The sequence below is a fragment of the Streptomyces sp. NPDC017890 genome (assembly GCF_044328675.1).
In the GTDB taxonomy this organism is placed as follows: domain Bacteria; phylum Actinomycetota; class Actinomycetes; order Streptomycetales; family Streptomycetaceae; genus Streptomyces.
This window is the reverse complement of the sequence record NZ_JBIRHU010000010.1, coordinates 79,228-100,958: the sequence shown is the minus strand read 5'-3', so window position 1 is coordinate 100,958 and position 21,731 is coordinate 79,228. Positions and strand designations below refer to the sequence as shown.

Here is a 21,731-nt window from a genome sequence, read left to right as displayed (position 1 = left end):
CCGTTCTGACGGGCGGGCGCTGCAGCGTGCGGATGGCGCCGGTGTCAGTGGTGCCGACGATGCGGGAGTGGCCGGTGGTGCCCGGCGCTCGCGGCCGGGAGGCCTACGCCCGCGACCGGTGGGCCACGTACGCGAGCGTTCCCAGCAGCAGCCGTGCCGCCGGCGGCCTGGTCGCCGAGTCGAGGGCCGGCGGACGCAGCCAGCGCACCGGGCCCAGGCCGCCACGGTCGGAGGGCGGGGCGGTGATGTACGTACCGGGGCCGAGGCCGCGCAGGTCCAGGGCGGAAGGGTCGTCCCAGCCCATGCGGTAGAGCAGCCGGGGCAGCTCGGCGGCGGCGCCGGGGGCGACGAAGAAGTGGGCGCGGCCCTGCGGCGTCGCCGTGACCGGGCCGAGCGGGAGGCCCATGCGCTCCAGTCGGGCCAGAGCCCGAAGCCCGGCGGGCTCGGCGACCTCGATGGCGTCGAAGGACCGTCCGACCGGCAGCATCGCCGCGGCGCCGGGGACCTGGGCCCAGGCCTCGCCGGCCTCGTCCAGCGTCGCACCGGCGGGCACCTCCGGCGCGAAGTCCAGCGGATGCGCGCCCGGCGCCGGGCAGTCGCGCCGGCCGCACGAGCAGGCGCCCGCGGCGGCCCGGGCCCCCGGCACCACGGCCCAGCCCCACAGTCCGGTGAACTCGGCCACGACGGTGCGCTCCGCGGCGCGGCCCCGGCGGCGCGCGCCGGAGTGGATGTCGCGCATGCCCCGACTGCCGCCGATGCCGATCGTGAAGCCCATGCCCCCTCCAACGGGTCGACGCAGCGGCGGTTACGCAGCGGACGTGAAACGTGACTCTCTGTTTCCAACTCCCCAGTCCGACGCGGTTCACGCAGCGTACGGAAGCACTCCGGGTGGTGTGCCCGACCGTGCACGCCCTGGTGTGCACCGTTGCGCCGACTTCCGGTTGGCCTGTGTCAAGTGAATCGTGTGCGCGCCACGGGGGGTTCATCCGAAGGGGTGGCGAATGGTGGCGATTCCGCAATCGCCATGGCCAGACCGTGATCACCGGATTACTTTGTGTGCATGGAGCCTTGGGGCACATGCACTTGTGGGTATGCCGGAGGCAACTCGGCTTCCCGTTCGGAGGATGGCATCCGCCGGACGGGCCACCGTGACCACCGGCATTCTGATAGGGCTTGGCGCACTCGGCGACAGATGGTCTCAGGGATGGGGGCGTTCCAGTGAGCGGCAACGGCGGAAGCGGTACGAGCGCGGCAAGCGCGTCGCCTGCTGACAAGCGCCCCAACGAGCTGCTCACCTCCTGGTTCGCCCGCAGCGGATGGTCCAAGGGCGAGCTGGCCCGCCAGGTCAACCGCCGGGCACGCCAGCTGGGCGCCGGCCACATCTCCACGGACACCTCACGCGTGCGCCGCTGGCTCGACGGCGAGAACCCGCGCGAGCCGATCCCGCGGATCCTGTCCGAGCTGTTCTCCGAGCGCTTCGGCGTCGTCGTCTCCGTCGAGGACCTGGGCCTGCGCTCCACCCGCCCGACGCCCTCCGCGACCGGCGTCGACCTGCCCTGGACGGGCCCGCAGACCGTGGCCCTGCTCAGCGAGTTCTCGCGCAGCGACCTGATGCTCGCGCGGCGCGGCTTCCTCGGTAGCTCGCTCGCCCTCTCCGCGGGCCCGTCCCTCATCGAGCCCATGCAGCGCTGGCTCGTCCCCGCGCCCCCGGCCCCCGTGTCCGCCCGCGAGCCCGCGCCCGCCACGCGCGCGCGTGGCCGTCTGTCCAGGCCGGAGCTTGACCTGCTGGAGTCCACCGCGGTGATGTTCCGCCGCTGGGACGCCCAGTGCGGCGGCGGCCTGCGCCGCAAGGCCGTGGTCGGCCAGCTGCACGAGGTGACCGACCTCCTGCAGGAACCCCAGACGGACGCCACCCGGGCCAAGCTGTTCAAGGTCGCCGCCGAACTCGCCGAGCTGGCCGGCTGGATGTCGTACGACGTGGGCCTGCAGCCCACCGCGCAGAAGTACTTCGTCCTCGCGCTGCACGCCGCGAAAGAGGCGGGGGACCGGCCACTCGGCTCGTACATCCTCTCCAGCATGAGCCGCCAGATGATCCACCTCGGCCGGCCCGACGACGCCCTGGAGCTGATCCACCTCGCGCAGTACGGCAGCCGGGACTGCGCCGGCCCCCGCACCCAGTCGATGCTGTACGCGATGGAAGCCCGCGCCTACGCCAACATGGGCCAGCCCGGCCGCTGCAAACGGGCGGTACGCATGGCCGAGGACACCTTCGCCGAGGCCGACGAGTGGGACGAGCCGGACCCCGACTGGATCCGCTTCTTCTCCGAAGCCGAGCTGCACGGGGAGAACAGCCATTCCTTCCGCGATCTCGCCTACGTCGCCGGCCGCAGCCCCGCCTACGCGTCCCTGGCCGAGCCGCTGATGCGCCGCGCGGTGGAGCTGTTCGCCAAGGACGACGAGCACCAGCGCTCGTACGCACTGAACCTGATCGGCATGGCCACCGTGCACCTGCTGCGCCGCGAGCCCGAGGAGAGCACCGTCCTGGCCCTCGAAGCCATGGGAATCGCCAAGAAGGTCCGCTCCGAACGCGTCAACACCCGCATCCGCAAGACCGTCGACACGGCTGTACGCGATTTCGGCGACCTCGGTGAGGTCGTCGACCTCACCGAACGGCTCGCCGTCGAGCTGCCGGAGACCGCCGAAGCGGTCTGAACCCCCACCAGCCCCGGCCGCGGCCGGCCCTCCCGAACTGCCCGACTCGGCTCCCCCATGCCAGGTCACTCGGAGGCCGCCGCGGCCGGTTTGCGTTTTTGTGCCCAAGCCGGCGCCGCTCTCGCGAAGGCGGTTGCTCGCCGTGGGGGTTGCTCACTCGATGACTGCGGCGGCCGTCGGGAAGGCCGCGTCGCGATATCGGCGACCCGGCCCGCGAGCCGGCCGTTCACTCACGCGTAACACGCACGGCGCCTTCGTCACGGCGGCGAAACAACGAGGGGCGTCCACCGAAACCGCGCTGCGCCAATCTCATGGCGCATAACCGGCCCACCCCTCACAGCCCGCTCAGGCTTCGCCCGCACGGGGCCGTACCAACGACGAGGAGACGCCGATGGCTCCAGCCATCACGCTCGCCGCAGAGACGGAGCTCTCTGCCGCCAACACGGGCTTCATGCTCATCTGCTCCGCCCTGGTGATGCTCATGACCCCGGCCCTGGCTTTCTTCTACGGAGGCATGGTCCGCGTCAAGAGCACCCTGAACATGCTGATGATGAGCTTCATCAGCCTCGGCATCGTCACCGTCCTGTGGGTGCTGTACGGCTTCTCCATGGCGTTCGGCACCGACACCGGCAGCATCGTCGGCTGGAACTCCGACTGGGTCGGACTCAGCAACATCGGCCTGACCGAGCTGTGGGACGGCTACACCATCCCCGTCTTCGTCTTCCTGGTCTTCCAGCTGATGTTCGCCGTCCTCACGCCCGCCCTGATCAGCGGCGCCCTCGCGGACCGGGTGAAGTTCACGGCCTGGGCGCTGTTCATCGCCCTGTGGGCCACGATCGTCTACTTCCCGGTCGCCCACTGGGTGTGGGGCGCCGGCGGCTGGGCCTTCGAGCTGGGCGTCATCGACTTCGCCGGCGGTACGGCCGTGCACATCAACGCCGGTGCCGCCGCACTCGGCGTCATCCTGGTCATCGGCAAGCGGGTCGGCTTCAAGAAGGACCCGATGCGCCCGCACAGCCTGCCGCTGGTCATGCTCGGCGCGGGCCTGCTGTGGTTCGGCTGGTTCGGCTTCAACGCCGGCTCGTGGCTGGGCAACGACGACGGCGTCGGCGCGCTGATGTTCGTCAACACCCAGGTCGCCACCGGCGCGGCCGTCCTCGGCTGGCTCGCCTACGAGAAGATCCGCCACGGCGCGTTCACCACGCTGGGCGCCGCCTCCGGTGCCGTCTCCGGCCTGGTCGCCATCACCCCGGCCGGCGGCGCGGTCTCCCCGCTCGGCGCGATCGCCGTCGGCGTCATCGCCGGTGCGCTCTGCGCCATGGCGGTCGGCCTGAAGTACCGGTTCGGCTACGACGACTCCCTCGACGTCGTCGGCGTCCACCTCGTCGGCGGCATCCTCGGCTCCCTGCTCGTCGGCCTCTTCGCCACCGGCAAGGGCCAGTCCGACGTCGAAGGCCTCTTCTACGGCGGTGGCCTGGACCAGTTCTGGAAGCAGTGCGCCGGTGTCTTCGGCGTCCTCGCCTACTCCCTGGTCGTCTCCGCGATCCTCGCCCTCGTCCTGCACAAGACGATCGGCATGCGGGTGCCGGAGGACGACGAGGTGGCCGGCATCGACCAGGCCGAGCACGCCGAGACCGCATACGACTTCAGCGGCGCCGGCGGCGGTGCCGCCCGGACGGCCGCCGCGCCGGCCGCCTCCACGGCCGCGTCGGCCCCGAACAAGAAGGTGGACGCATGAAACTCATCACCGCCGTCGTCAAGCCGCACCGGCTCGACGAGATCAAGGAGGCCCTGCAGGCCTTCGGGGTCCACGGCCTGACCGTCACCGAGGCCAGCGGCTACGGCCGTCAGCGCGGCCACACCGAGGTCTACCGGGGCGCCGAGTACACCGTCGACCTGGTGCCCAAGATCCGCATCGAGGTGCTGGTCGAGGACGACGACGCCGAGCAGCTGATCGACGTCGTGGTCAAGGCGGCACGCACCGGGAAGATCGGCGACGGCAAGGTCTGGTCGGTCCCGGTCGACACGGCGGTACGGGTCCGGACCGGCGAGCGCGGCCCCGACGCACTCTGACACGACGGACGAACAGGAGTCGCCGGGTGACGAGCACGGACGTGACGGAAGAAGCAGAGGACTCGGGACCCAGCGGCTACGCGGCGGCCCGGCTGCGCCTCCTCACCGAGGAGGCGCGGTCCGGGCCGCCGCGCCGTACGGCACTCGCCGAACTGACGGACGACTGGCTGTCGGGTCTCTTCGCCGCGGCGGGCGGCCCGCTCCGGGGCGTCTGTCTCATCGCTGTCGGCGGCTACGGCCGCGGCGAGCTGTCTCCGCGCAGCGACCTGGACCTGCTCCTGCTGCACGACGGCAGCGACGACAAGGCGGTCGCCGCACTCGCCGACCGGCTCTGGTACCCCGTCTGGGACCTCGGCCTCGCCCTCGACCACTCCGTACGCACGCCCGCGCAGGCCCGCAGGACGGCGGGCGAGGACCTGAAAGTCCAGCTCGGCCTCCTGGACGCCCGCCATCTCGCCGGCGACCTGGGGCTGACCGCCTCACTGCGCACCACCGTCCTCGCCGACTGGCGCAACCAGGCGCCCAGACGCCTCCCCGAGCTCCAGGAACTCTGCGCCGAACGCGCCGAACGCCAGGGCGAGCTGCAGTACCTGCTGGAACCCGACCTCAAGGAGGCCCGGGGCGGCCTGCGCGACGCCACCGCCCTGCGTGCCGTCGCCGCCTCCTGGCTGGCCGACGCCCCGCGGGAAGGCCTCGCCGACGCCCGTCGCCGACTCCTCGACGTCCGCGACGCCCTCCACCTGGCGACGGGCCGGGCGACCGACCGGCTGGCGTTGCAGGAGCAGGACCAGGTGGCGGCCGAGCTGGGCCTGCTGGACGCCGACACGCTGCTGCGGCAGGTGTACGAGGCGGCGCGCGTGATCTCGTACGCCGGAGACGTCACCTGGCGCGAAGTGGGGCGCGTCCTGCGCTCGCGCTCCGCGCGGCCGAGGCTGCGCGCCCTGCTGGGCAGCGGCAGGCCGGTTGCCGAGCGCTCCCCGCTCGCCGAGGGCGTCGTCGAGCAGGACGGCGAGGTGGTGCTCGCCCGCACCGCGCGTCCCGAACGTGACCCCGTGCTCCCCCTGCGTGCCGCGGCCGCCGCCGCGCAGGCCGGGCTCCCGCTCTCCCTGCACGCCGTACGGCTCCTGGCCGCCACCGTGCGCCCGCTGCCCACGCCCTGGCCCGCCGAGGCACGGGAACAACTGGTGACCCTGCTGGGCTCGGGCCGGCCCACCGTGGAGGTCTGGGAGGCGCTGGAGGCCGAGGGGCTGATCACCCGGCTCCTGCCCGACTGGGAGAGGGTGCGCTGCCGCCCGCAGCGCAACGCCGTCCACCTGTGGACCGTCGACCGGCACCTGATCGAGACCGCGGTGCGCGCCTCCGGGTTCACCCGCCGCGTCCACCGGCCCGACCTGCTCCTGGTCGCCGCACTGCTGCACGACATCGGCAAGGGCTGGCCCGGGGACCACTCCGTGGCCGGTGAGACCATCGCCCGGGACGTGGCCGCGCGGATCGGCTTCGACCGCGCGGACGTGACCGTCCTCGCCACCCTCGTACGCCACCACCTGCTGCTCGTCGAGACGGCCACCCGGCGCGACCTCGACGACCCGGCCACCGTGCGCGCGGTCGCCGAGGCCGTCCGTACGGAGCAGACCCTGGAGCTGCTGCACGCCCTGACCGAGGCGGACGCCCTGGCCACCGGACCGGCCGCATGGTCGTCCTGGCGCGGCTCCCTCGTCACCGACCTGGTGAAACGGGTCTCGGCGGTGCTCGCGGGAGACCGGCTGGAGGAGCCCGAGGCCGCCGCGCCCACCGCCGAGCAGGAGCGGCTCGCGGTCGAGGCGTTCCGCACGGGCGGGCCGGTGCTGGCACTGCGCGCCCAGACCGAGCCGCCGGCTGATCCGGAGCGGGCCGCGGACGCGGAGCAGGTCGCCGACCCGGAGCCCCTCGGCGTGGAGCTGCTGATCGCCGTACCCGACCAGGCGGGCGTGCTGCCCGCCGTCGCCGGGGTGCTGGCCATGCACCGGCTGACCGTCCGCACCGCCGAGCTGCGCTCCCTCCCGCTGCCGTCCGGCGTCGAGGGCTCGGTCCTGCTGCTGGACTGGCGGGTCGCCGCCGAGTACGGCTCCCTGCCCCAGGCCGCCCGACTGCGCGCCGACCTGGTCAGGGCTCTGGACGGCAGCCTGGACATCGCCGGCCGGCTCGCCGAACGCGACGCCGCCTACCCCCGGCGCCGGGGGGTGGAGCCGCCCCCGCCCCGCGTGACCGTCGCCCCGGCCGCGTCCCGGCTGGCCACGGTGATCGAGGTCCGCGCCCAGGACGCGCCGGGTCTGCTGTTCCGGCTCGGCCGGGCATTGGAAGGGGCGCGGGTACGGGTGCGGAGCGCGCACGTGTCGACCCTGGGTTCGAACGCCGTGGACGCCTTCTACGTCACGGGACCGGACGGCGCGCGGCTGCCGGGGGAGGAGGCGGGGGACGTGGCGCGGGCCCTGGAGGAGGCACTCCGGGCGTGACCGCGTGGTCGTGCCCTGCGTTTCACCGGATGTGCTCCCCGCCGAAGTGGGGATGATCCGGGCAGGTTCTCCGAGGCCGGCATGGACGCAACCTGCTCCCCGCCCACGCGGGGCTCCAGTCCCTGTCCGCTCTCTGCAGCGGGCAGGGACGATTTGCTTGCCGGGCCGGATACCCTGGAGGGCGACCCACACCAACGCCGACGCGAGGACCTACGCCGCCGTGTTCGATACTCTCTCCGACCGCCTGTCAGCCACCTTTAAATCCCTCCGGGGCAAAGGACGGCTGTCCGAGGCGGACATCGACGCCACGGCCCGCGAGATCCGCATCGCGCTCCTCGAGGCCGACGTGGCCCTGCCCGTGGTGCGTGCCTTCATCAAGAAGGTCAAGGAACGCTCGCTGGGTGCCGAGGTCTCCAAGGCACTCAACCCCGCCCAGCAGGTCCTCAAGATCGTCAACGAGGAACTGGTCGGCATCCTCGGCGGCGAGACCCGCCGCCTGCGCTTCGCCAAGCAGCCGCCGACCGTGATCATGCTGGCCGGTCTGCAGGGTGCCGGTAAGACCACCCTCGCGGGCAAGCTGGGCCGCTGGCTCAAGGAGCAGGGCCACTCGCCGCTGCTCGTGGCCTGTGACCTCCAGCGCCCCAACGCCGTCAACCAGCTGAGCGTCGTCGCCGAGCGCGCCGGCGTCGCGGTCTACGCGCCCGAGCCGGGCAACGGCGTCGGCGACCCGGTCAAGGTCGCCAAGGACTCCATCGAGTTCGCCAAGTCCAAGGTCCACGACCTGGTCATCGTCGACACCGCCGGCCGCCTGGGCATCGACCAGGAGCTGATGCGGCAGGCCGCGGACATCCGCGACGCGGTCCGCCCCGATGAGATCCTTTTCGTCGTCGACGCGATGATCGGCCAGGATGCCGTCAACACCGCCGAGGCCTTCCGCGACGGTGTCGGCTTCGACGGCGTGGTGCTCTCCAAGCTCGACGGTGACGCCCGTGGTGGTGCGGCCCTGTCGATCGCCTCGGTGACCGGTAAGCCGATCATGTTCGCGTCGAACGGCGAGAAGCTCACGGACTTCGACGCCTTCCACCCTGACCGGATGGCCTCCCGCATCCTCGACATGGGTGACCTGCTCACCCTGATCGAGCAGGCGGAGAAGACGTTCAGCCAGGAAGAGGCCGAGAAAATGGCCTCCAAGCTGGCGTCCAAGAAGGGCCAGGACTTCACCCTGGACGACTTCCTGGCCCAGATGGAGCAGGTCCGGAAGATGGGCAGCATCAGCAAGCTGCTCGGCATGCTGCCCGGCATGGGCCAGATGAAGGACCAGATCAACAACCTCGACGAGCGCGACGTCGACCGCACGGCCGCCATCATCAAGTCGATGACCCCGGCCGAGCGCCAGGAGCCGACGATCATCAACGGCTCGCGCCGCGCCCGAATCGCCAAGGGCTCCGGCGTCGACGTCAGCGCGGTGAAGAACCTGGTCGAGCGGTTCTTCGAGGCCCGCAAGATGATGTCCCGCATGGCGCAGGGCGGCGGCATGCCCGGTATGCCGGGGATGCCCGGCATGGGCGGCGGCCCGGGCCGGCAGAAGAAGCAGCAGAAGAAGGCCAAGGGCAAGCAGCGCTCCGGCAACCCGATGAAGCGCCAGCAGCAGGAGCGGGAGGAGGCCGCCCGCCGCGCCGCGGCCGCGCAGAACGGCGGCGCCTTCGGGCTGCCCCAGCAGGGCGGCCAGGACTTCGAGCTGCCGGACGAGTTCAAGAAGTTCATGGGCTGACAGCACGCCTGGTTCGCAGGGTCCGTACGGCACTGGGGGCGCCCCTCGTCAAGGGGCGCCCCCAGTGCCGTACACGCACATGCCCGGGCGGCTTTCCTGTCGTAACGTCCGGATATGACCAACCCGTCCCCACCGCGCAAGGCGCCCGAGCCGCCCTGGCGTACCGAGGGCACGCCCGACGAGCCACCCAAGCCGCCACCCGGCGGCAGGAGAATGCGTGGCGGCTGGTGGAACCTGGTCCTGGCCGCGCTGATCGTCTTCCTCATCGCCAACCTCGTGCTCTCCTTCTTCAACGAGGGCGACGAGCCGACCATCTCCTACACGGAGTTCAGCAAGCAGGTCGAGGCGGGCAACGTCCGCAAGATCTACGCCAAGGGCGACGCGATCCAGGGCCAGCTGAGGAAGGCCCGGGACAACCCCGAGGGCGACGGGACCTACACCAAGTTCACGACCGAGCGGCCGACCTTCGCGGACGACCGGCTCTGGAACGACCTGACCGAGCACAACGTCACCGTCACGGCCGAGCCGGTCGTCCAGCAGCGCAGTCTCCTGGTCAACCTGTTGATCTCACTGGCCCCGATGCTGCTCCTGGTGGTGCTGTGGATCTTCATCGCGCGGCGCATGAGGGGCGCTCTGGGCGGCGGGGCGGGCGGCATGCTCGGCCGCAAGGCACCGCCCAAGCCGGTCGAGCTGGAGTCGGGCGAGCCGCGCACCACGTTCGCGGACGTGGCAGGGATCGACGAGGTGGAGGGCGAGCTCAGCGACGTCGTCGACTTCCTGAAGAACCCGGACGCGTACCGCCGCATGGGTGCCAAGATGCCCCGCGGGGTCCTGCTGTCCGGTCCGCCCGGCACCGGAAAGACGCTCCTCGCGCGCGCGGTCGCCGGCGAGGCGGGCGTGCCGTTCTTCTCGGCGTCCGCGTCCGAGTTCATCGAGATGATCGTGGGCGTGGGCGCCTCCCGGGTACGGGAACTGTTCGCCGAGGCCCGGAAGGTGGCGCCGTCGATCATCTTCATCGACGAGATCGACACCATCGGCCGGGCCCGCGGCGGCGGCTCCGGGATGGGCGGCCACGACGAGCGCGAGCAGACGCTGAACCAGATCCTCACCGAGATGGACGGCTTCTCCGGCGCCGAGGGCGTGATCGTCATCGCCGCCACCAACCGCGCCGACATCCTGGATCCGGCGCTGACCCGCCCCGGCCGCTTCGACCGGGTGGTCAGCGTCTCGCCGCCGGACCGGGGAGGCCGGAAGGCGATCCTGGAGATCCACACCCGCGAGATCCCGCTCGCCCCGGATGTCGACCTCGCCCAGGTCGCCCGCACGACCCCGGGCATGACCGGCGCCGAACTCGCCAACCTCGCCAACGAGGCCGCGCTGCTCGCGGTCAAGCGGAAGCAGGACCGGGTGACGCAGGCGAACCTCTCCGAGGCCATGGAGAAGGTCCAGCTGGGGGCCGAACGACCGCTGGTGATGCCCGAGGAGGAACGTCGGCGCACCGCCTACCACGAGAGCGGGCACGCCCTGCTGGGCATGCTGCGACCGGGCGCCGACCCCGTTCGCAAGATCACGATCGTCCCGCGCGGGCGGGCGCTCGGGGTGACGCTGTCCACGCCGGACGCGGACAAGTACGCGTACACGGAGGAGTACCTGCGCGGGCGGATCATCGGTGCGCTGGGCGGCATGGCGGCGGAGCAGGTGGTGTACGACGTGATCACCACCGGTTCGGAGAGCGACCTCGAACAAGTCACCCGGATCGCCCGCGGCATGGTCGGCCGCTGGGGCATGAGCGAGCGGGTCGGCCGGCTCTCCGCCCTCCCCGGCGACGCCCAGCAGGCCTACGGGCTCGCCGCCGCCCCGGAAACCCTCGACGCCATCGACGGGGAGATGCGGCGGGTCGTCGACGAGTGTTACGCGGAGGCCGTCCGCAAGCTGAGCGACCACCGCGGACAGCTCGACGCGCTCGCCGAGGCGCTCCTGGCGAACGAGACGCTGGACGAGGCGGACGCGTACCGGATCGCCGGGATCACCCGGCTGACGAAGGGCGACCCGGAGGCGTGATCGCGCCGCCGTCCCGGCAGCCCCGGTCCCTCGCCGTCAGGACCGCGGGAACTTCCAGACGTAGGGCTCGCCGTCCTCGCCGTCCTCCTCCTCCCAGTGCACCTCCACGCTCGTGGCGTTCGCGGGGATCACGTACGTCTCGCAGAAGACGTGGGTGTCGCCCTGCTTCCAGCCGTCCACGTCGTACGGGTCCTCGCAGCCCGGGGCGTCGTCGGAGGCGCCGATGAGGACGCCGCCGCGCTGCCCGTCGGCGAAGACCGTGGTGCCGTCGTGCACGTCGGAGCCCTCGGTGAGGGCCGGGCCGCTCCGGTGCGTGTACGCGACGTGCGCGACGGCCAGCACCTTCCCCTCGGCGTCCGCCGCGTCCGCCACCGCCTTCGCCGCCTCCGCCTCGGTGCCGACGTCCACCTTCTGCGCCACGACGTCGTAGGTGACCTCGCCGGGATCCTCCGAGACCTTCCCCGTCGCGCTCTCGCCCGTCGCCAGGTCGCCGCCCGAGGCCTCCCGGGAGGGAGGGGCCGATGCCTCGGGGCTCGTCGGGCTCTTGGCGTCGGCGTCGTCTCCGCCCCCGCAGGCGGTGAGGGCCAGAGCGAGGACGGAGACGGACGCGGCGAGGCGCAGCGCGGTCCTGTGGTGCGGCACTACGGGCTCCTGTAGGCAGATGTGTCTGTCCCCCCGGCACGGTGGACCAGATTAGAGGCCCGTGAGCCACCCGAGGACATGGCGGAAGCCTTCACCCGGCTTCTTCACGCCATTCACACCCGCGTCGGGGGCCCGTCCCCGGCGGCTGCGCACATGTGATCGGAACCGGAGGTCAGGGAACCCGGGCGATCAGATACCGGAACACGTTCGGCATCCACACGGTCCCGTCCGGCCGCTGGTGCGGATGCAGGGCCTCCGACAGCTCCTTGTCGACCTGTTCCTGGTCGGTCGCCGCGATCGCCGCGTCGAACAGCCCGGTCGACAGCAGCCCGCGCACCGCGCTGGCGGCGTCGGCGTACCCGAAGGGGCACGCCACCCGTCCCGAGCCGTCCGGCCTGAGTCCGGCCCGCTGGGCGACCTCCTCGAGGTCGTCGCGCAGGGCGGGGCGCCAGCTGCCCCCGCCGCGCAGCGGGTCCGCGAGTTTGGTGGCCACCCGCAGCACCGACGTCGTGGCGCACCGCTCCGGCGGCCCCCACCCGGCCAGCACCACGGCCGCCCCGCGCCCGGCGAGTGGTGTCGCCTGGGTGAGCAGCTCACCCAGCCCCTCCGAGTCGCCCGCGAGGCATCCGATGGGCTCGAAGGCGGTCACCAGGGTGAACGCCGGGGCCGACGGGTCCTGCGTGTCCCGGGGCGTGCCGTCGACGACCCGTGCGGCGCCCGCACGCGCGCGCGTGCTCCGTGCCTCGGCCGTCTCGGCAAGCAGCCGCTGCCGGGCCAGGGCCAGGCGTTCCGGGGAGCGGGAGTCGACCCCCGTCACCGCGGCACCGCGCGAGGCGGCCATCAGCAGGGCCAGCCCGGAACCGCAGCCCAGCCCCAGCATCCTGGTGCCGCTGCCCACGTCCAGTCGCTCGTAGACGGCCTCGTAGAGCGGTACGAGCATCCGCTCCTGAATCTCGGACCAGTCACGCGCGCGTGCACCTGGGTCCACACGAGGCGTCGCCCCCGCGTGAGATGAGTGCTGCCGCACGAGCGTAGGTGTCATAGGAAAGCGCCCCAATCGCCGAGTGTTGCCGCTGTGCCCGATTCCGTGGCCCCCGTGCAGTGCGCTCGCACTTCCCCCGTATGCCAGGAAACTCCGGGCTCGCCGTGGCGTCCAGTGGTAGCGGGGGCCGGTTTGCCCGGGCCCGGCCTCAGTGGCGAGATTTCACTTCCCGGCAACGTGGCCCTGGCCGCGCGGTACCCCCGGTAGCTCCCTCCCGACTCCTTCGTCGGATGGCCTGATCGTGCCGCTCGGTGATGACAGCGGGTGGCGGCGGCACCCACGAGACGGTTCCGGCCAAGGCCGGCGGGCCCGGCGACCGCGCCGCGGGCACGGGAACCGACAGAGGGCGGGGCGGTGCCGCACGCCGGCGGCACACCCGGTAACGTCGCGCACATCGACGCACCCTCGATGCGCCCGATCGGGTGGCGTGCTTCCGGCGCGACAGCGGCCGAATCGCCCCTTGCGCGCTCGCGAGCCCCGCGCTCCCCGGCGCATGGACGGGGCTACGCGCCGGCGCGTACGGCGGACTACGCACCAGCTTGGTATGAGCTGGGAAGCTTCTCCGCAGATCAGCGCACCCGCCCTCGTCGGGACGCATCAGCGGCAACTGACGGGTACGTGCAAATTATTTGGGATGCCCCGGAATAGGAACACAGCGGCACCCCGGCTCGTTGCCATTACGTGAGCACGACACCACCTGTTCTCGCCGCAGAGCTGGCGCAGGCGTGGGCCGACATTCAGCGGCACCACACCGAGCTGCCCGATCTTGCCGCGCCCGAGTCCCTGATCGGAGAGTCGTCGTCCGCCTGCGGGCACGAGCTCTCCTTCGAGCGACTGCTCCATGAGGCAGTCCACGGCATCGCCGCCGCGCGTGGAGTACGCGACACCTCCCGCGCGGGGCGCTACCACAACCGACGATTCCTCGCGATCGCCGAGGAGATGGGCCTCGACCACCCCGAAGAGCCGCATCCCAGCAGCGGCTTCTCGCTGGTCACGCTCACCCCCGAGGCGAAGCGCCGCTACCGTCCGACGATGGAACGCCTGCAGCGTGCGCTGAAGGCCCACACCGCCGCCACCGCGACCGACTCGGTCCGCAGCTTCCGCGGTCCGGCCGCCCGGCACGGCTCCTCCGGGGGAGGGGTGCGCGTGAAGGCGGTCTGCGACTGCGGACGCAACGTACGGGTCGTCCCGTCGGTCCTGGCCCAGGCTCCGATCATGTGCGGCGGCTGCGGCAAGCCGTTCCGGATCCCGGAGGTGGTCGGCGCGGCGGCGAGCTGACGGTCCGGCTGCTCGTGGCAGCCGGATCCGGGCGCAGTGCCCTCGGTCCGACGGGTCTGCCCGCGTGTGGCACAATGGCTAGCTGTACTCGACAGTCGCACAGGACCCCTCTCTCCTCCGGCTGACGCGTCCATCGGGCACTCGGGTACCGCAACCCCACGCGGCTCTCTCGCCGTGCCCCATCACGTCAATCCAGGAGAACCCACTCCAGTGGCAGTCAAGATCAAGCTGAAGCGTCTGGGCAAGATCCGTTCGCCTCACTACCGCATCGTCGTCGCCGACTCCCGTACCCGCCGTGACGGCCGGGCCATCGAGGAGATCGGCAAGTACCACCCGACGTACAACCCGTCGGTGATGGAGGTCGACGCCGAGCGTGTCGCCTACTGGCTCCGCGTCGGCGCCCAGCCGACCGAGCCCGTGCTCGCCATCCTGAAGAAGACCGGCGACTGGCAGAAGTTCAAGGGCGAGCCCGCCCCGGCGCCGCTGCTGCAGCCGGTCGAGAAGTCGGCCCGTCCGTCCTTCGAGGCGATCGGTGGCGACGACGAGGGCAAGGGTGAGGCGATCACCCAGAAGAAGAAGGCCGACAAGAAGGACGAGGCTGCGGCTGCGTCCGAGTCGACCGAGGCCTGAGCATGCTCGAGGAGGCTCTCGAGCACCTCGTGAAGGGCATCGTCGACAGTCCTGACGATGTGCAGGTCGCCTCGCGCAACCTGCGCCGCGGGCGTGTGATCGAGGTCCGGGTCCACCCCGACGACCTCGGCAAGGTGATCGGCCGTAACGGCCGCACCGCACGCGCCCTGCGCACCGTCGTGGGCGCCATCGGCGGCCGCGGTGTCCGCGTAGACCTCGTCGACGTGGACCACGTCCGCTGACGCCAAACGCAGCACCGGCTCGGGCCGGGGAGGGCCACTGGGCCGTCCCCGGCCCGTAGTCGTGTGAGCCGTGACCGTTGCCGTATGCGCCGTGACCCGGCGTCGTAGGAGCCGTGGCCGGGCGTTGCAGGAGCCGTGGCCGGGCGTTGTAAGAGCCGTGACCGGCTCGTCGCAGTTCCGACAGGAGATCAAGCACAGTGCAGCTGGTAGTCGCGCGCATCGGCCGCGCCCATGGAATCAAGGGCGAGGTGACCGTGGAGGTCCGCACCGACGAGCCGGAGCTGCGGCTCGGGCCCGGTGCCGTACTGGCCACCGACCCCGCCTCCGTCGGCCCGCTCACCATCGAGACCGGCCGGGTCCACAGCGGCCGCCTCCTGCTGCGCTTCGCAGGCGTCCACGACCGCACCGGAGCCGAGGCGCTGCGCAACACCCTCCTGATCGCCGACGTCGACCCGGACGAGCGTCCCGAGGACGACGACGAGTACTACGACCACCAGCTGATCGACCTCGACGTGGTGACCGCCGACGGCACCCAGGTCGGCCGGATCACCGAGATCTCCCACCTGCCCACGCAGGACCTGTTCGTGGTGGAGTGCCCCGACGGCAGCGAGGTCTACGTGCCGTTCGTCTCCGAGATCGTCACCGAGATCGACCTGGACGAGCAGCGGGCGGTCATCGACCCGCCGCCCGGCCTGATCGACGACCGCGCGGAGATCGCTTCCGCGCGGGACGCCGCCGGGGAAGAGGCGTAATGCGGCTCGACGTCGTCACGATCTTCCCCGAGTACCTGGAACCGCTGAACGTCTCCCTGGTCGGCAAGGCACGCGCGCGTGGGCAGCTGAACGTCCACGTGCACGACCTGCGCTCCTGGACCTACGACCGGCACAACACCGTCGACGACACCCCGTACGGCGGCGGCCCCGGCATGGTGATGAAGACCGAGCCGTGGGGCGACGCTCTGGACTCCGTCCTGGCCGACGGCTACGAGACGGGCTCCGGCGAGCCCGCCCTGATCGTGCCCACGCCCAGCGGCCGGCCCTTCACCCAGGAACTCGCCGTCCACCTCTCCGAGCGGCCCTGGCTGATCTTCACGCCCGCCCGCTACGAGGGCATCGACCGCCGCGTCGTCGACGAGTACGCGACCCGGATGCCCGTGTACGAGGTGTCCATCGGCGACTACGTCCTGGCCGGCGGCGAGGCGGCCGTGCTCGTCGTCACCGAAGCCGTGGCGCGGCTGCTGCCCGGCGTCCTCGGCAACGCCGAGTCCCACCGGGACGACTCCTTCGCCCCCGGCGCCATGGCCGGCCTGCTGGAGGGCCCCGTCCACACCAAGCCGCCGCAGTGGCGCGGCCGCGGCATCCCCGACGTGCTGCTCAGCGGCCACCACGGGAAGATCGCCCGCTGGCGCCGCGACGAGGCCCTGCGGCGCACCACGGCCAACCGGCCCGACCTCATCGAACGGTGCGACCCCGAGGCCTTCGACAAGAAGGACCGCGAAATGCTCTCCATCCTGGGCTGGGCACCCGACCCGGACGGGGAGCCGTACGGCCGGTTTTGGCGCAGGACGCCGGGCATGGAAGAATAGGGCGCTGTTGTGCGTCCGTCCGGAGCGCGCCCCTGCCGCAGGGGGAGACGACGCCCGTCCCGACCCGCACGGCCCTGATTCCGAAACACCTAGTTTCCGTTGATGACCTGTGGCATCAGCGAAGAAAGCAGACGAAATGTCTCACCTGCTCGACTCCGTCGACGCCGCGTCGCTGCGCAGCGACGTCCCGGCCTTCCGCCCCGGCGACACCGTCAACGTCCACGTCCGCGTCATCGAGGGCAACCGCTCCCGTGTGCAGCAGTTCAAGGGCGTAGTCATCCGTCGCCAGGGTGCCGGCGTGCGCGAGACCTTCACGGTCCGCAAGGTCTCCTTCTCCGTCGGCGTCGAGCGCACCTTCCCGGTGCACACCCCGATCGTGGAGAAGATCGAGCTCGTCACCCGCGGTGACGTCCGCCGCGCGAAGCTGTACTACCTGCGCGAGCTGCGCGGCAAGGCGGCGAAGATCAAGGAGAAGCGCGAGAGCTGAGCGCGCCGGGAGGTCCACGCCGGGGCCGGATAACATCTGGCCCCGATGGACACCGAAGCACAGCCCACGGAGCGCGACCGCTCCTCCCGTCCTTCCGACTCCGAGCACCCCTCGGATCCGGAGGGCCCGGAGGAACGGTCGCGTTCTGCGTTCGCGGGGCGGATCACGGACTGGGTGCCGGGCGGCCGGTTCACCCTGACCCTCCTGACCCTGCTGCTGTTCCTGCTGCTGCTCAGTACCTTCGTGCTGCAGCCGTTCCAGATCCCCAGCGGATCCATGGAGCGCGGATTGAGGATCGGCGACCGGGTCCTCGTGAACAAGTTGGCGTACCGTTTCGATGGCCGGCCGCAGCGGGGCGACATCGTCGTCTTCGACGGCACCGGGCTCTTCGGGCACGGCGACTACATCAAACGCGTTGTCGGTGTGGGCGGGGACCACGTGGTGTGCTGCGACAGGGAGGGGAGGGTCCAGGTGAACGGCCAGTCGGTCGACGAGTCGGCGTTCCTGTACCCCGGCGACCGCCCGTCCACGGTGGGCTTCGACGTCGTCGTCCCCGACGGCACCCTCTTCGTCCTCGGCGACCACCGTGCCGACTCCAGCGACTCCCGCGACCACCTGGGCTCGCCGGGCGGCGGCATGATCCCGGTGGACAAGGTGATAGGCCGCGCCGACTGGATCGTCTGGCCCTTCGGTCACGCCACCCACCTCGACCGTCCCGACGCCTACGCGCGTGTGCCGGATGCGGGGGCGGGCGGGGATCAGCCGGCCCCCGCGGACGTCACGCCGACCGCGGCCGGCGAACCGGCCGTTGATGCGCGCCGGCCCGAGTACGTCAAGGGCGCCGATGGGTAGCCGGGGCAAACCGCGCGGGGCGCCCAGCAGCCCCACGGAGAACCTGCTGCCCACCGGCTCACGGCGCACCGGCGCGCCGGCCGGCGGCCGGTCCCGCGCCGAGCGGCGCAAGCTGCAGCGCAAGGTCAAACGGCGCCGCCGACGCAGCGCGGTGAAGGAGGTCCCCCTTCTCGTCGGTGTCGCCATCCTCATCGCGCTGGTGCTGAAGACCTTCCTCGTCCAGGCGTTCGTGATCCCCTCGGGCTCCATGGAGCAGACCATCCGGATCGGTGACCGGGTCCTGGTGGACAAGCTCACCCCCTGGTTCGGCTCCGAGCCGGAGCGGGGGGACGTCGTCGTCTTCCGTGACCCCGGCGGCTGGCTCCAGGGCGAGCAGACCACCAAGCAGGACGACCCCGTCGTCGTCAAGCAGGTCAAGGAAGGGCTCGCCTTCATCGGCCTGCTCCCGTCCGACGACGAGAAGGACCTCATCAAGCGGGTCGTCGGAGTGGGCGGGGACCGGGTCAAGTGCTGTGACACCCAGGGCCGGGTCACGGTCAACGGCGTTCCCCTGAACGAGGACTACCTGTATCCCGGCGACACCCCGTCCCAGACGCCGTTCGACGTCACGGTCCCCGAGGGAAGGCTGTGGGTGATGGGTGACCACCGGTCCAACTCCGCCGACTCCCGCTTCCACCAGGAGACCGACTTCGGCACGGTCTCCGAGGACGAGGTGGTCGGGCGGGCCGTGGTGATCGCCTGGCCGTTCGGTCACTGGACCACCCTGGACGAACCGGAAACGTATGCGTCCGTGTCCGACTCGGCCTCCGGTTCGACCGCCACTCCCCGGCTGTCGCATAGGGTTGCCCCCTACGATCCGAACACATTGATTCAACTCCCGACCCCTGCGGAACTCCCGCTCGTTATGGGAGTGGTGGGCCTGCTCCGGGTACGGGGCGGGCGGCGTCAGAAAGTAAGGAGTTGGCGTGGGGGATGTGGCGGTTGGCGCACGGTCCGGACACGACGGCGAGGAGAACCGCGGACGCCCCGTGGAGAATGCCGGCCCGGCCACGGACGGCGCCCCGGCCTCCGGGCACGACTCCGGGACCGAGGCGACCGAGGACGGCAGGGTGACGGACGAACAGCGCGGGACCCAGGACGAGGGAGTGGGCGGGACGCCCCCGGCGACGCCCCCCGCGGCCAAGAAACCACGTTCCTTCTGGAAGGAACTGCCGATCCTGATCGGCATCGCGCTGGTGCTCGCGCTGCTGATCAAGACGTTCCTGGTCCAGGCGTTCTCGATCCCGTCCGCCTCGATGCAGAACACGCTCACGATCAATGACCGTGTCCTGGTCGACAAGCTCACCCCCTGGTTCGGCTCGGAGCCCGAGCGGGGCGAGGTCGTCGTCTTCCACGACCCGGACGACTGGCTGGCGGGCGAGCCGACGCCCGACCCGAACGCGCTGCAGACGGTCCTCAGCTGGATCGGCCTGATGCCGTCCGCGGACGAGAAGGACCTGATCAAGCGAGTCATCGGGGTCGGCGGCGACACCGTCGAGTGCAAGGGGACAGGCCCGCTCAAGGTCAACGGCAAGGCGCTGAACGAGGAAGAGTACATCTACCCCAACAACACGCCGTGCAGCGTCGACGACCAGGGCGGTCAGTTCAAGGTCGAGGTCCCCGAGGGCTCCATCTGGGTCATGGGCGACCACCGGCAGAACTCCCGCGACTCCCGTTACAACCAGTCGGACGAGCACGGTGGCATGGTCCCGGTGAAGGAGGTCGTCGGCCGCGCCATCGTGATCGCCTGGCCGATGAACCGCTGGGACACCCTGCCGGTCCCCGGCACCTTCGACCAGGAGGGTCTGCAGGCCCAGTCGCCGGCCGCCGCCGCGCTGTCGGTCGCGCCCCAGGGGCTGGCCCTCGCCGGAGTCGTCCCCGTCGTCTGGTGGCGCCGTAGGCGCATCGCGTCCGCCGAGTCCCGCTGAGCGCTGCGGGGACCCACGCCCGCTGCTTCGAGGCAGCCCCGCCGCCGTGCGGCTGCCCGCCGCCGGGGCCAGCCCCTTCCAGCCCCTCCCGGGCTCCCGGGAGGGGCTGACCCATTCGGGTACCGCCGGGTAAGGTGCGGATCCATGGGTGGCGAGAGCACGACACGTACGGCCCCGCGTGGCGGCGGCGCGAACAAGCGCCCGGTGGGCAGCCGGACGGGACAGCGGCTGTCCAACCTTGCCGTGGCGCTGGGTCTGGTGCTGTTCCTCGGAGGCTTCGCCTGGGGAGCGGTGGTCTACCGGCCCTACACCGTGCCGACCAGTTCGATGACGCCGTCGATCGACGCGGGTGACCGGGTGCTGGCGCAGCGCATCGACGGCAGCGACGTCCGCCGTGGCGACGTCGTCGTCTTCAAGGACACGACCTGGGCCAACGCCCCGATGGTCAAGCGCGTGGTCGCGGTCGGCGGGGACACCGTCTCCTGCTGCCAGGAGGGCAGGCTGAAGGTCAACGGCAAGGTCATCGACGAGCCGTACCTGCCCGCCGGCACGCCGGCCGAGAGCAGCGGCTTCCCGACGGTGACCGTCCCCGAGGGCCGCCTGTTCCTCCTCGGCGACGAGCGCGACACCTCCGTGGACTCGACCGCCCACCTCACCGACGCCGCCGGCGGCACCGTCTCGCGCGGTGCCGTGGACGCCCGCGTGGACGCCGTGGCCTGGCCCGTGAACGGCATGCTGGAGCGGCCGACCGGCTTCGAGACGCTGGGGGACCTCTCCTCACCGGGCCCGCTGCGGACGGTCGTCGCGCTGGTGATCGCCGGGGCAGTGCTGATCCTCGGCGGCGCGGCCCACGGCCCCATCGCCAAGCGGGCCGCGGCCTCCCGCACCCGATCCGGAACGGGGACCGCCGGTGCCCGCTGAGACGACGCGGCCGGGGCAGGACTCCTACGAGGGCGGGCTGCGCAGGGTCGCCCGGGTGGTACTGCTCGACCCCGACGACCGCATCCTGCTCCTGCACGGCCACGAACCGGACGACCCGGCCGACGACTGGTGGTTCACCCCGGGCGGCGGTGTGGAGGGCGACGAGACCCGTGAGGAGGCCGCGCGGCGGGAACTCGCGGAGGAGACCGGCATCACCGACATCGAGCTCGGCCCGGTGCTGTGGCGGCGCAGGTGCTCCTTCCCCTTCGCAGGCCGCCGCTGGGACCAGGACGAGTGGTACTACCTGGCCCGCACGACCCAGACCGCGACCAGGGCCGTGGGCCTGACCGAGCTGGAGCGGCGCAGCGTCGCCGGAGCACGCTGGTGGACCTGTCGGGAACTGACCCGGGCACATGAGACGGTGTATCCGACCAGACTCGCCGAGCTGCTGCGCACGCTGCTCGACGAGGGCCCCCCGGCCGGGCCGGTGACCCTGGACACCGAAATCGTCTAGGGGCGCACGGGACTGGCGCACAATGGTGGGACCGCACGGCTGAAGGGGAACATGCCATGAGCGCCGAGGACCTCGAGAAGTACGAGACCGAGATGGAGCTCAAGCTCTACCGGGAGTACCGCGATGTCGTCGGTCTGTTCAAGTACGTGATCGAGACCGAGCGGCGCTTCTACCTCACCAACGACTACGAGATGCAGGTGCACTCAGTCCAGGGTGAGGTGTTTTTCGAGGTCTCCATGGCCGATGCCTGGGTGTGGGACATGTACCGGCCGGCCCGGTTCGTGAAGCAGGTGCGCGTGCTGACGTTCAAGGACGTGAACATCGAGGAGCTCAACAAGAGCGACCTGGAGCTTCCCGGTGGCTGACCCCTGCTCCGTGACCGGTAGGCGGCACCCGTGCGGGTGACGAGGTTGTCCACAGCCGCCTGACCGTCCACCAAGATCCAAAAGCTCGCTGAGCTGC

The 21,731-nt window shown here is 71.5% G+C and carries 20 protein-coding genes and 1 pseudogene; 18 read left to right on the top strand and 3 right to left on the bottom strand.

What is annotated here, in order from left to right:
* Positions 1-103 precede the first annotated feature (103 nt).
* Positions 104-775 carry a bifunctional DNA primase/polymerase gene (locus ACH4F2_RS15210; RefSeq protein WP_398133171.1) on the bottom strand — a complete coding sequence of 224 codons (672 nt, stop codon included), beginning with the start codon at positions 773-775 and terminating at the stop codon, positions 104-106.
* A gap of 443 nt (positions 776-1,218) precedes the next feature.
* Between ACH4F2_RS15210 and ACH4F2_RS15205 the strand changes: the two genes are divergently transcribed.
* The 6 genes from ACH4F2_RS15205 to ftsH all read left to right on the top strand — a co-directional run bounded on the left by ACH4F2_RS15205 (position 1,219) and on the right by ftsH (position 11,109).
* Positions 1,219-2,712, top strand: a complete 1,494-nt coding sequence (locus tag ACH4F2_RS15205) for a hypothetical protein (RefSeq protein WP_398133170.1) — start codon at positions 1,219-1,221, stop codon at positions 2,710-2,712.
* A 391-nt stretch (positions 2,713-3,103) separates the two neighbouring features.
* Positions 3,104-4,450 carry an ammonium transporter gene (locus tag ACH4F2_RS15200; protein ID WP_398133169.1) on the top strand — a complete coding sequence of 449 codons (1,347 nt, stop codon included), beginning with the start codon at positions 3,104-3,106 and terminating at the stop codon, positions 4,448-4,450.
* On the top strand, positions 4,447-4,785 hold the full coding sequence (locus ACH4F2_RS15195; RefSeq protein WP_142192909.1) for a P-II family nitrogen regulator: 339 nt from the start codon (positions 4,447-4,449) through the stop codon (positions 4,783-4,785). The genes ACH4F2_RS15200 and ACH4F2_RS15195 overlap by 4 nt, the downstream gene beginning before the upstream one ends.
* 26 nt (positions 4,786-4,811) lie before the next feature.
* Positions 4,812-7,277: a [protein-PII] uridylyltransferase gene (locus ACH4F2_RS15190; protein WP_398133168.1), complete on the top strand. Its 2,466-nt coding sequence runs from the start codon at positions 4,812-4,814 to the stop codon at positions 7,275-7,277.
* Between the two features lie 220 nt (positions 7,278-7,497).
* The gene (gene ffh / locus ACH4F2_RS15185) at positions 7,498-9,048 is read left to right on the top strand and encodes a signal recognition particle protein (RefSeq protein ID WP_398133167.1); all 1,551 of its coding nucleotides are present in this window, start codon (positions 7,498-7,500) and stop codon (positions 9,046-9,048) included.
* A gap of 114 nt (positions 9,049-9,162) precedes the next feature.
* On the top strand, positions 9,163-11,109 hold the full coding sequence (gene ftsH, locus ACH4F2_RS15180; RefSeq protein ID WP_398133166.1) for an ATP-dependent zinc metalloprotease FtsH: 1,947 nt from the start codon (positions 9,163-9,165) through the stop codon (positions 11,107-11,109).
* 36 nt (positions 11,110-11,145) lie between these two features.
* Here the strand turns inward: ftsH and ACH4F2_RS15175 are convergent, their stop codons facing one another.
* Together ACH4F2_RS15175 and ACH4F2_RS15170 are read right to left on the bottom strand one after the other, a co-directional pair.
* Positions 11,146-11,751, bottom strand: a complete 606-nt coding sequence (locus tag ACH4F2_RS15175) for a hypothetical protein (protein WP_398133165.1) — start codon at positions 11,749-11,751, stop codon at positions 11,146-11,148.
* A 172-nt stretch (positions 11,752-11,923) separates the two neighbouring features.
* Positions 11,924-12,793 carry a class I SAM-dependent methyltransferase gene (locus ACH4F2_RS15170; RefSeq protein ID WP_398133164.1) on the bottom strand — a complete coding sequence of 290 codons (870 nt, stop codon included), beginning with the start codon at positions 12,791-12,793 and terminating at the stop codon, positions 11,924-11,926.
* Positions 12,794-13,474: 681 nt separating this feature from the next.
* On the opposite strand from ACH4F2_RS15170, the gene ACH4F2_RS15165 reads away from it, so the two are divergent.
* The 12 genes and pseudogenes from ACH4F2_RS15165 (at position 13,475) to ACH4F2_RS15110 (ending at position 21,634) form a co-directional block, all read left to right on the top strand.
* Positions 13,475-14,071 (top strand): hypothetical protein, encoded by a 597-nt coding sequence (locus ACH4F2_RS15165; RefSeq protein ID WP_398133163.1) that lies wholly within the window; start codon positions 13,475-13,477, stop codon positions 14,069-14,071.
* A 210-nt stretch (positions 14,072-14,281) separates the two neighbouring features.
* Positions 14,282-14,701, top strand: coding sequence for a 30S ribosomal protein S16 (gene rpsP / locus ACH4F2_RS15160; protein WP_398133162.1), 420 nt, complete (start codon positions 14,282-14,284; stop codon positions 14,699-14,701).
* A 2-nt stretch (positions 14,702-14,703) separates the two neighbouring features.
* Entirely contained in the window at positions 14,704-14,943 is a 240-nt protein-coding gene (locus ACH4F2_RS15155; RefSeq protein ID WP_398133161.1) for an RNA-binding protein, read from the top strand.
* Positions 14,944-15,140: 197 nt separating this feature from the next.
* On the top strand, positions 15,141-15,695 hold the full coding sequence (gene rimM, locus ACH4F2_RS15150; protein WP_398133160.1) for a ribosome maturation factor RimM: 555 nt from the start codon (positions 15,141-15,143) through the stop codon (positions 15,693-15,695).
* Positions 15,695-16,528: a tRNA (guanosine(37)-N1)-methyltransferase TrmD gene (gene trmD / locus ACH4F2_RS15145; RefSeq protein WP_398133159.1), complete on the top strand. Its 834-nt coding sequence runs from the start codon at positions 15,695-15,697 to the stop codon at positions 16,526-16,528. The genes rimM and trmD overlap by 1 nt, the downstream gene beginning before the upstream one ends.
* A gap of 136 nt (positions 16,529-16,664) precedes the next feature.
* The gene (gene rplS, locus ACH4F2_RS15140; protein WP_016432403.1) at positions 16,665-17,015 is read left to right on the top strand and encodes a 50S ribosomal protein L19; all 351 of its coding nucleotides are present in this window, start codon (positions 16,665-16,667) and stop codon (positions 17,013-17,015) included.
* Between the two features lie 45 nt (positions 17,016-17,060).
* The gene (lepB, locus tag ACH4F2_RS15135; protein WP_398133158.1) at positions 17,061-17,867 is read left to right on the top strand and encodes a signal peptidase I; all 807 of its coding nucleotides are present in this window, start codon (positions 17,061-17,063) and stop codon (positions 17,865-17,867) included.
* Positions 17,860-18,939 (top strand): annotated as a pseudogene (lepB, locus tag ACH4F2_RS15130) (signal peptidase I); the annotation flags it as partial. The gene lepB (ACH4F2_RS15135) and the pseudogene lepB (ACH4F2_RS15130), both read left to right, overlap by 8 nt.
* Positions 18,833-19,834 (top strand): signal peptidase I, encoded by a 1,002-nt coding sequence (lepB, locus tag ACH4F2_RS15125; protein ID WP_398133157.1) that lies wholly within the window; start codon positions 18,833-18,835, stop codon positions 19,832-19,834. The pseudogene lepB (ACH4F2_RS15130) and the gene lepB (ACH4F2_RS15125), both read left to right, overlap by 107 nt.
* Positions 19,835-19,978: 144 nt before the next feature.
* Positions 19,979-20,755, top strand: coding sequence for a signal peptidase I (gene lepB / locus ACH4F2_RS15120; RefSeq protein WP_398133156.1), 777 nt, complete (start codon positions 19,979-19,981; stop codon positions 20,753-20,755).
* Positions 20,745-21,269, top strand: a complete 525-nt coding sequence (locus tag ACH4F2_RS15115) for an NUDIX hydrolase (RefSeq protein WP_398133155.1) — start codon at positions 20,745-20,747, stop codon at positions 21,267-21,269. Before lepB (ACH4F2_RS15120) ends, ACH4F2_RS15115 begins: the two co-directional genes overlap by 11 nt.
* 56 nt (positions 21,270-21,325) lie before the next feature.
* On the top strand, positions 21,326-21,634 hold the full coding sequence (locus ACH4F2_RS15110) for a DUF2469 domain-containing protein (RefSeq protein WP_003965949.1): 309 nt from the start codon (positions 21,326-21,328) through the stop codon (positions 21,632-21,634).
* Positions 21,635-21,731 lie beyond the last annotated feature (97 nt).

Bases quoted from the DNA above. Each gene is read 5' to 3' on its own strand.
- ACH4F2_RS15210 (WP_398133171.1), bottom strand. From the start codon at position 775: ATGGGCTTCACGATCGGCATCGGCGGCAGTCGGGGCATGCGCGACATC.
- ACH4F2_RS15200 (WP_398133169.1), top strand. From the start codon at position 3,104: ATGGCTCCAGCCATCACGCTCGCCGCAGAGACGGAGCTCTCTGCCGCC.
- ACH4F2_RS15195 (WP_142192909.1), top strand. From the start codon at position 4,447: ATGAAACTCATCACCGCCGTCGTCAAGCCGCACCGGCTCGACGAGATC.
- ftsH (WP_398133166.1), top strand. From the start codon at position 9,163: ATGACCAACCCGTCCCCACCGCGCAAGGCGCCCGAGCCGCCCTGGCGT.
- ACH4F2_RS15170 (WP_398133164.1), bottom strand. From the start codon at position 12,793: ATGACACCTACGCTCGTGCGGCAGCACTCATCTCACGCGGGGGCGACG.
- ACH4F2_RS15155 (WP_398133161.1), top strand. From the start codon at position 14,704: ATGCTCGAGGAGGCTCTCGAGCACCTCGTGAAGGGCATCGTCGACAGT.
- trmD (WP_398133159.1), top strand. From the start codon at position 15,695: ATGCGGCTCGACGTCGTCACGATCTTCCCCGAGTACCTGGAACCGCTG.
- rplS (WP_016432403.1), top strand. From the start codon at position 16,665: ATGTCTCACCTGCTCGACTCCGTCGACGCCGCGTCGCTGCGCAGCGAC.
- lepB (WP_398133158.1), top strand. From the start codon at position 17,061: ATGGACACCGAAGCACAGCCCACGGAGCGCGACCGCTCCTCCCGTCCT.
- lepB (WP_398133156.1), top strand. From the start codon at position 19,979: ATGGGTGGCGAGAGCACGACACGTACGGCCCCGCGTGGCGGCGGCGCG.
- ACH4F2_RS15110 (WP_003965949.1), top strand. From the start codon at position 21,326: ATGAGCGCCGAGGACCTCGAGAAGTACGAGACCGAGATGGAGCTCAAG.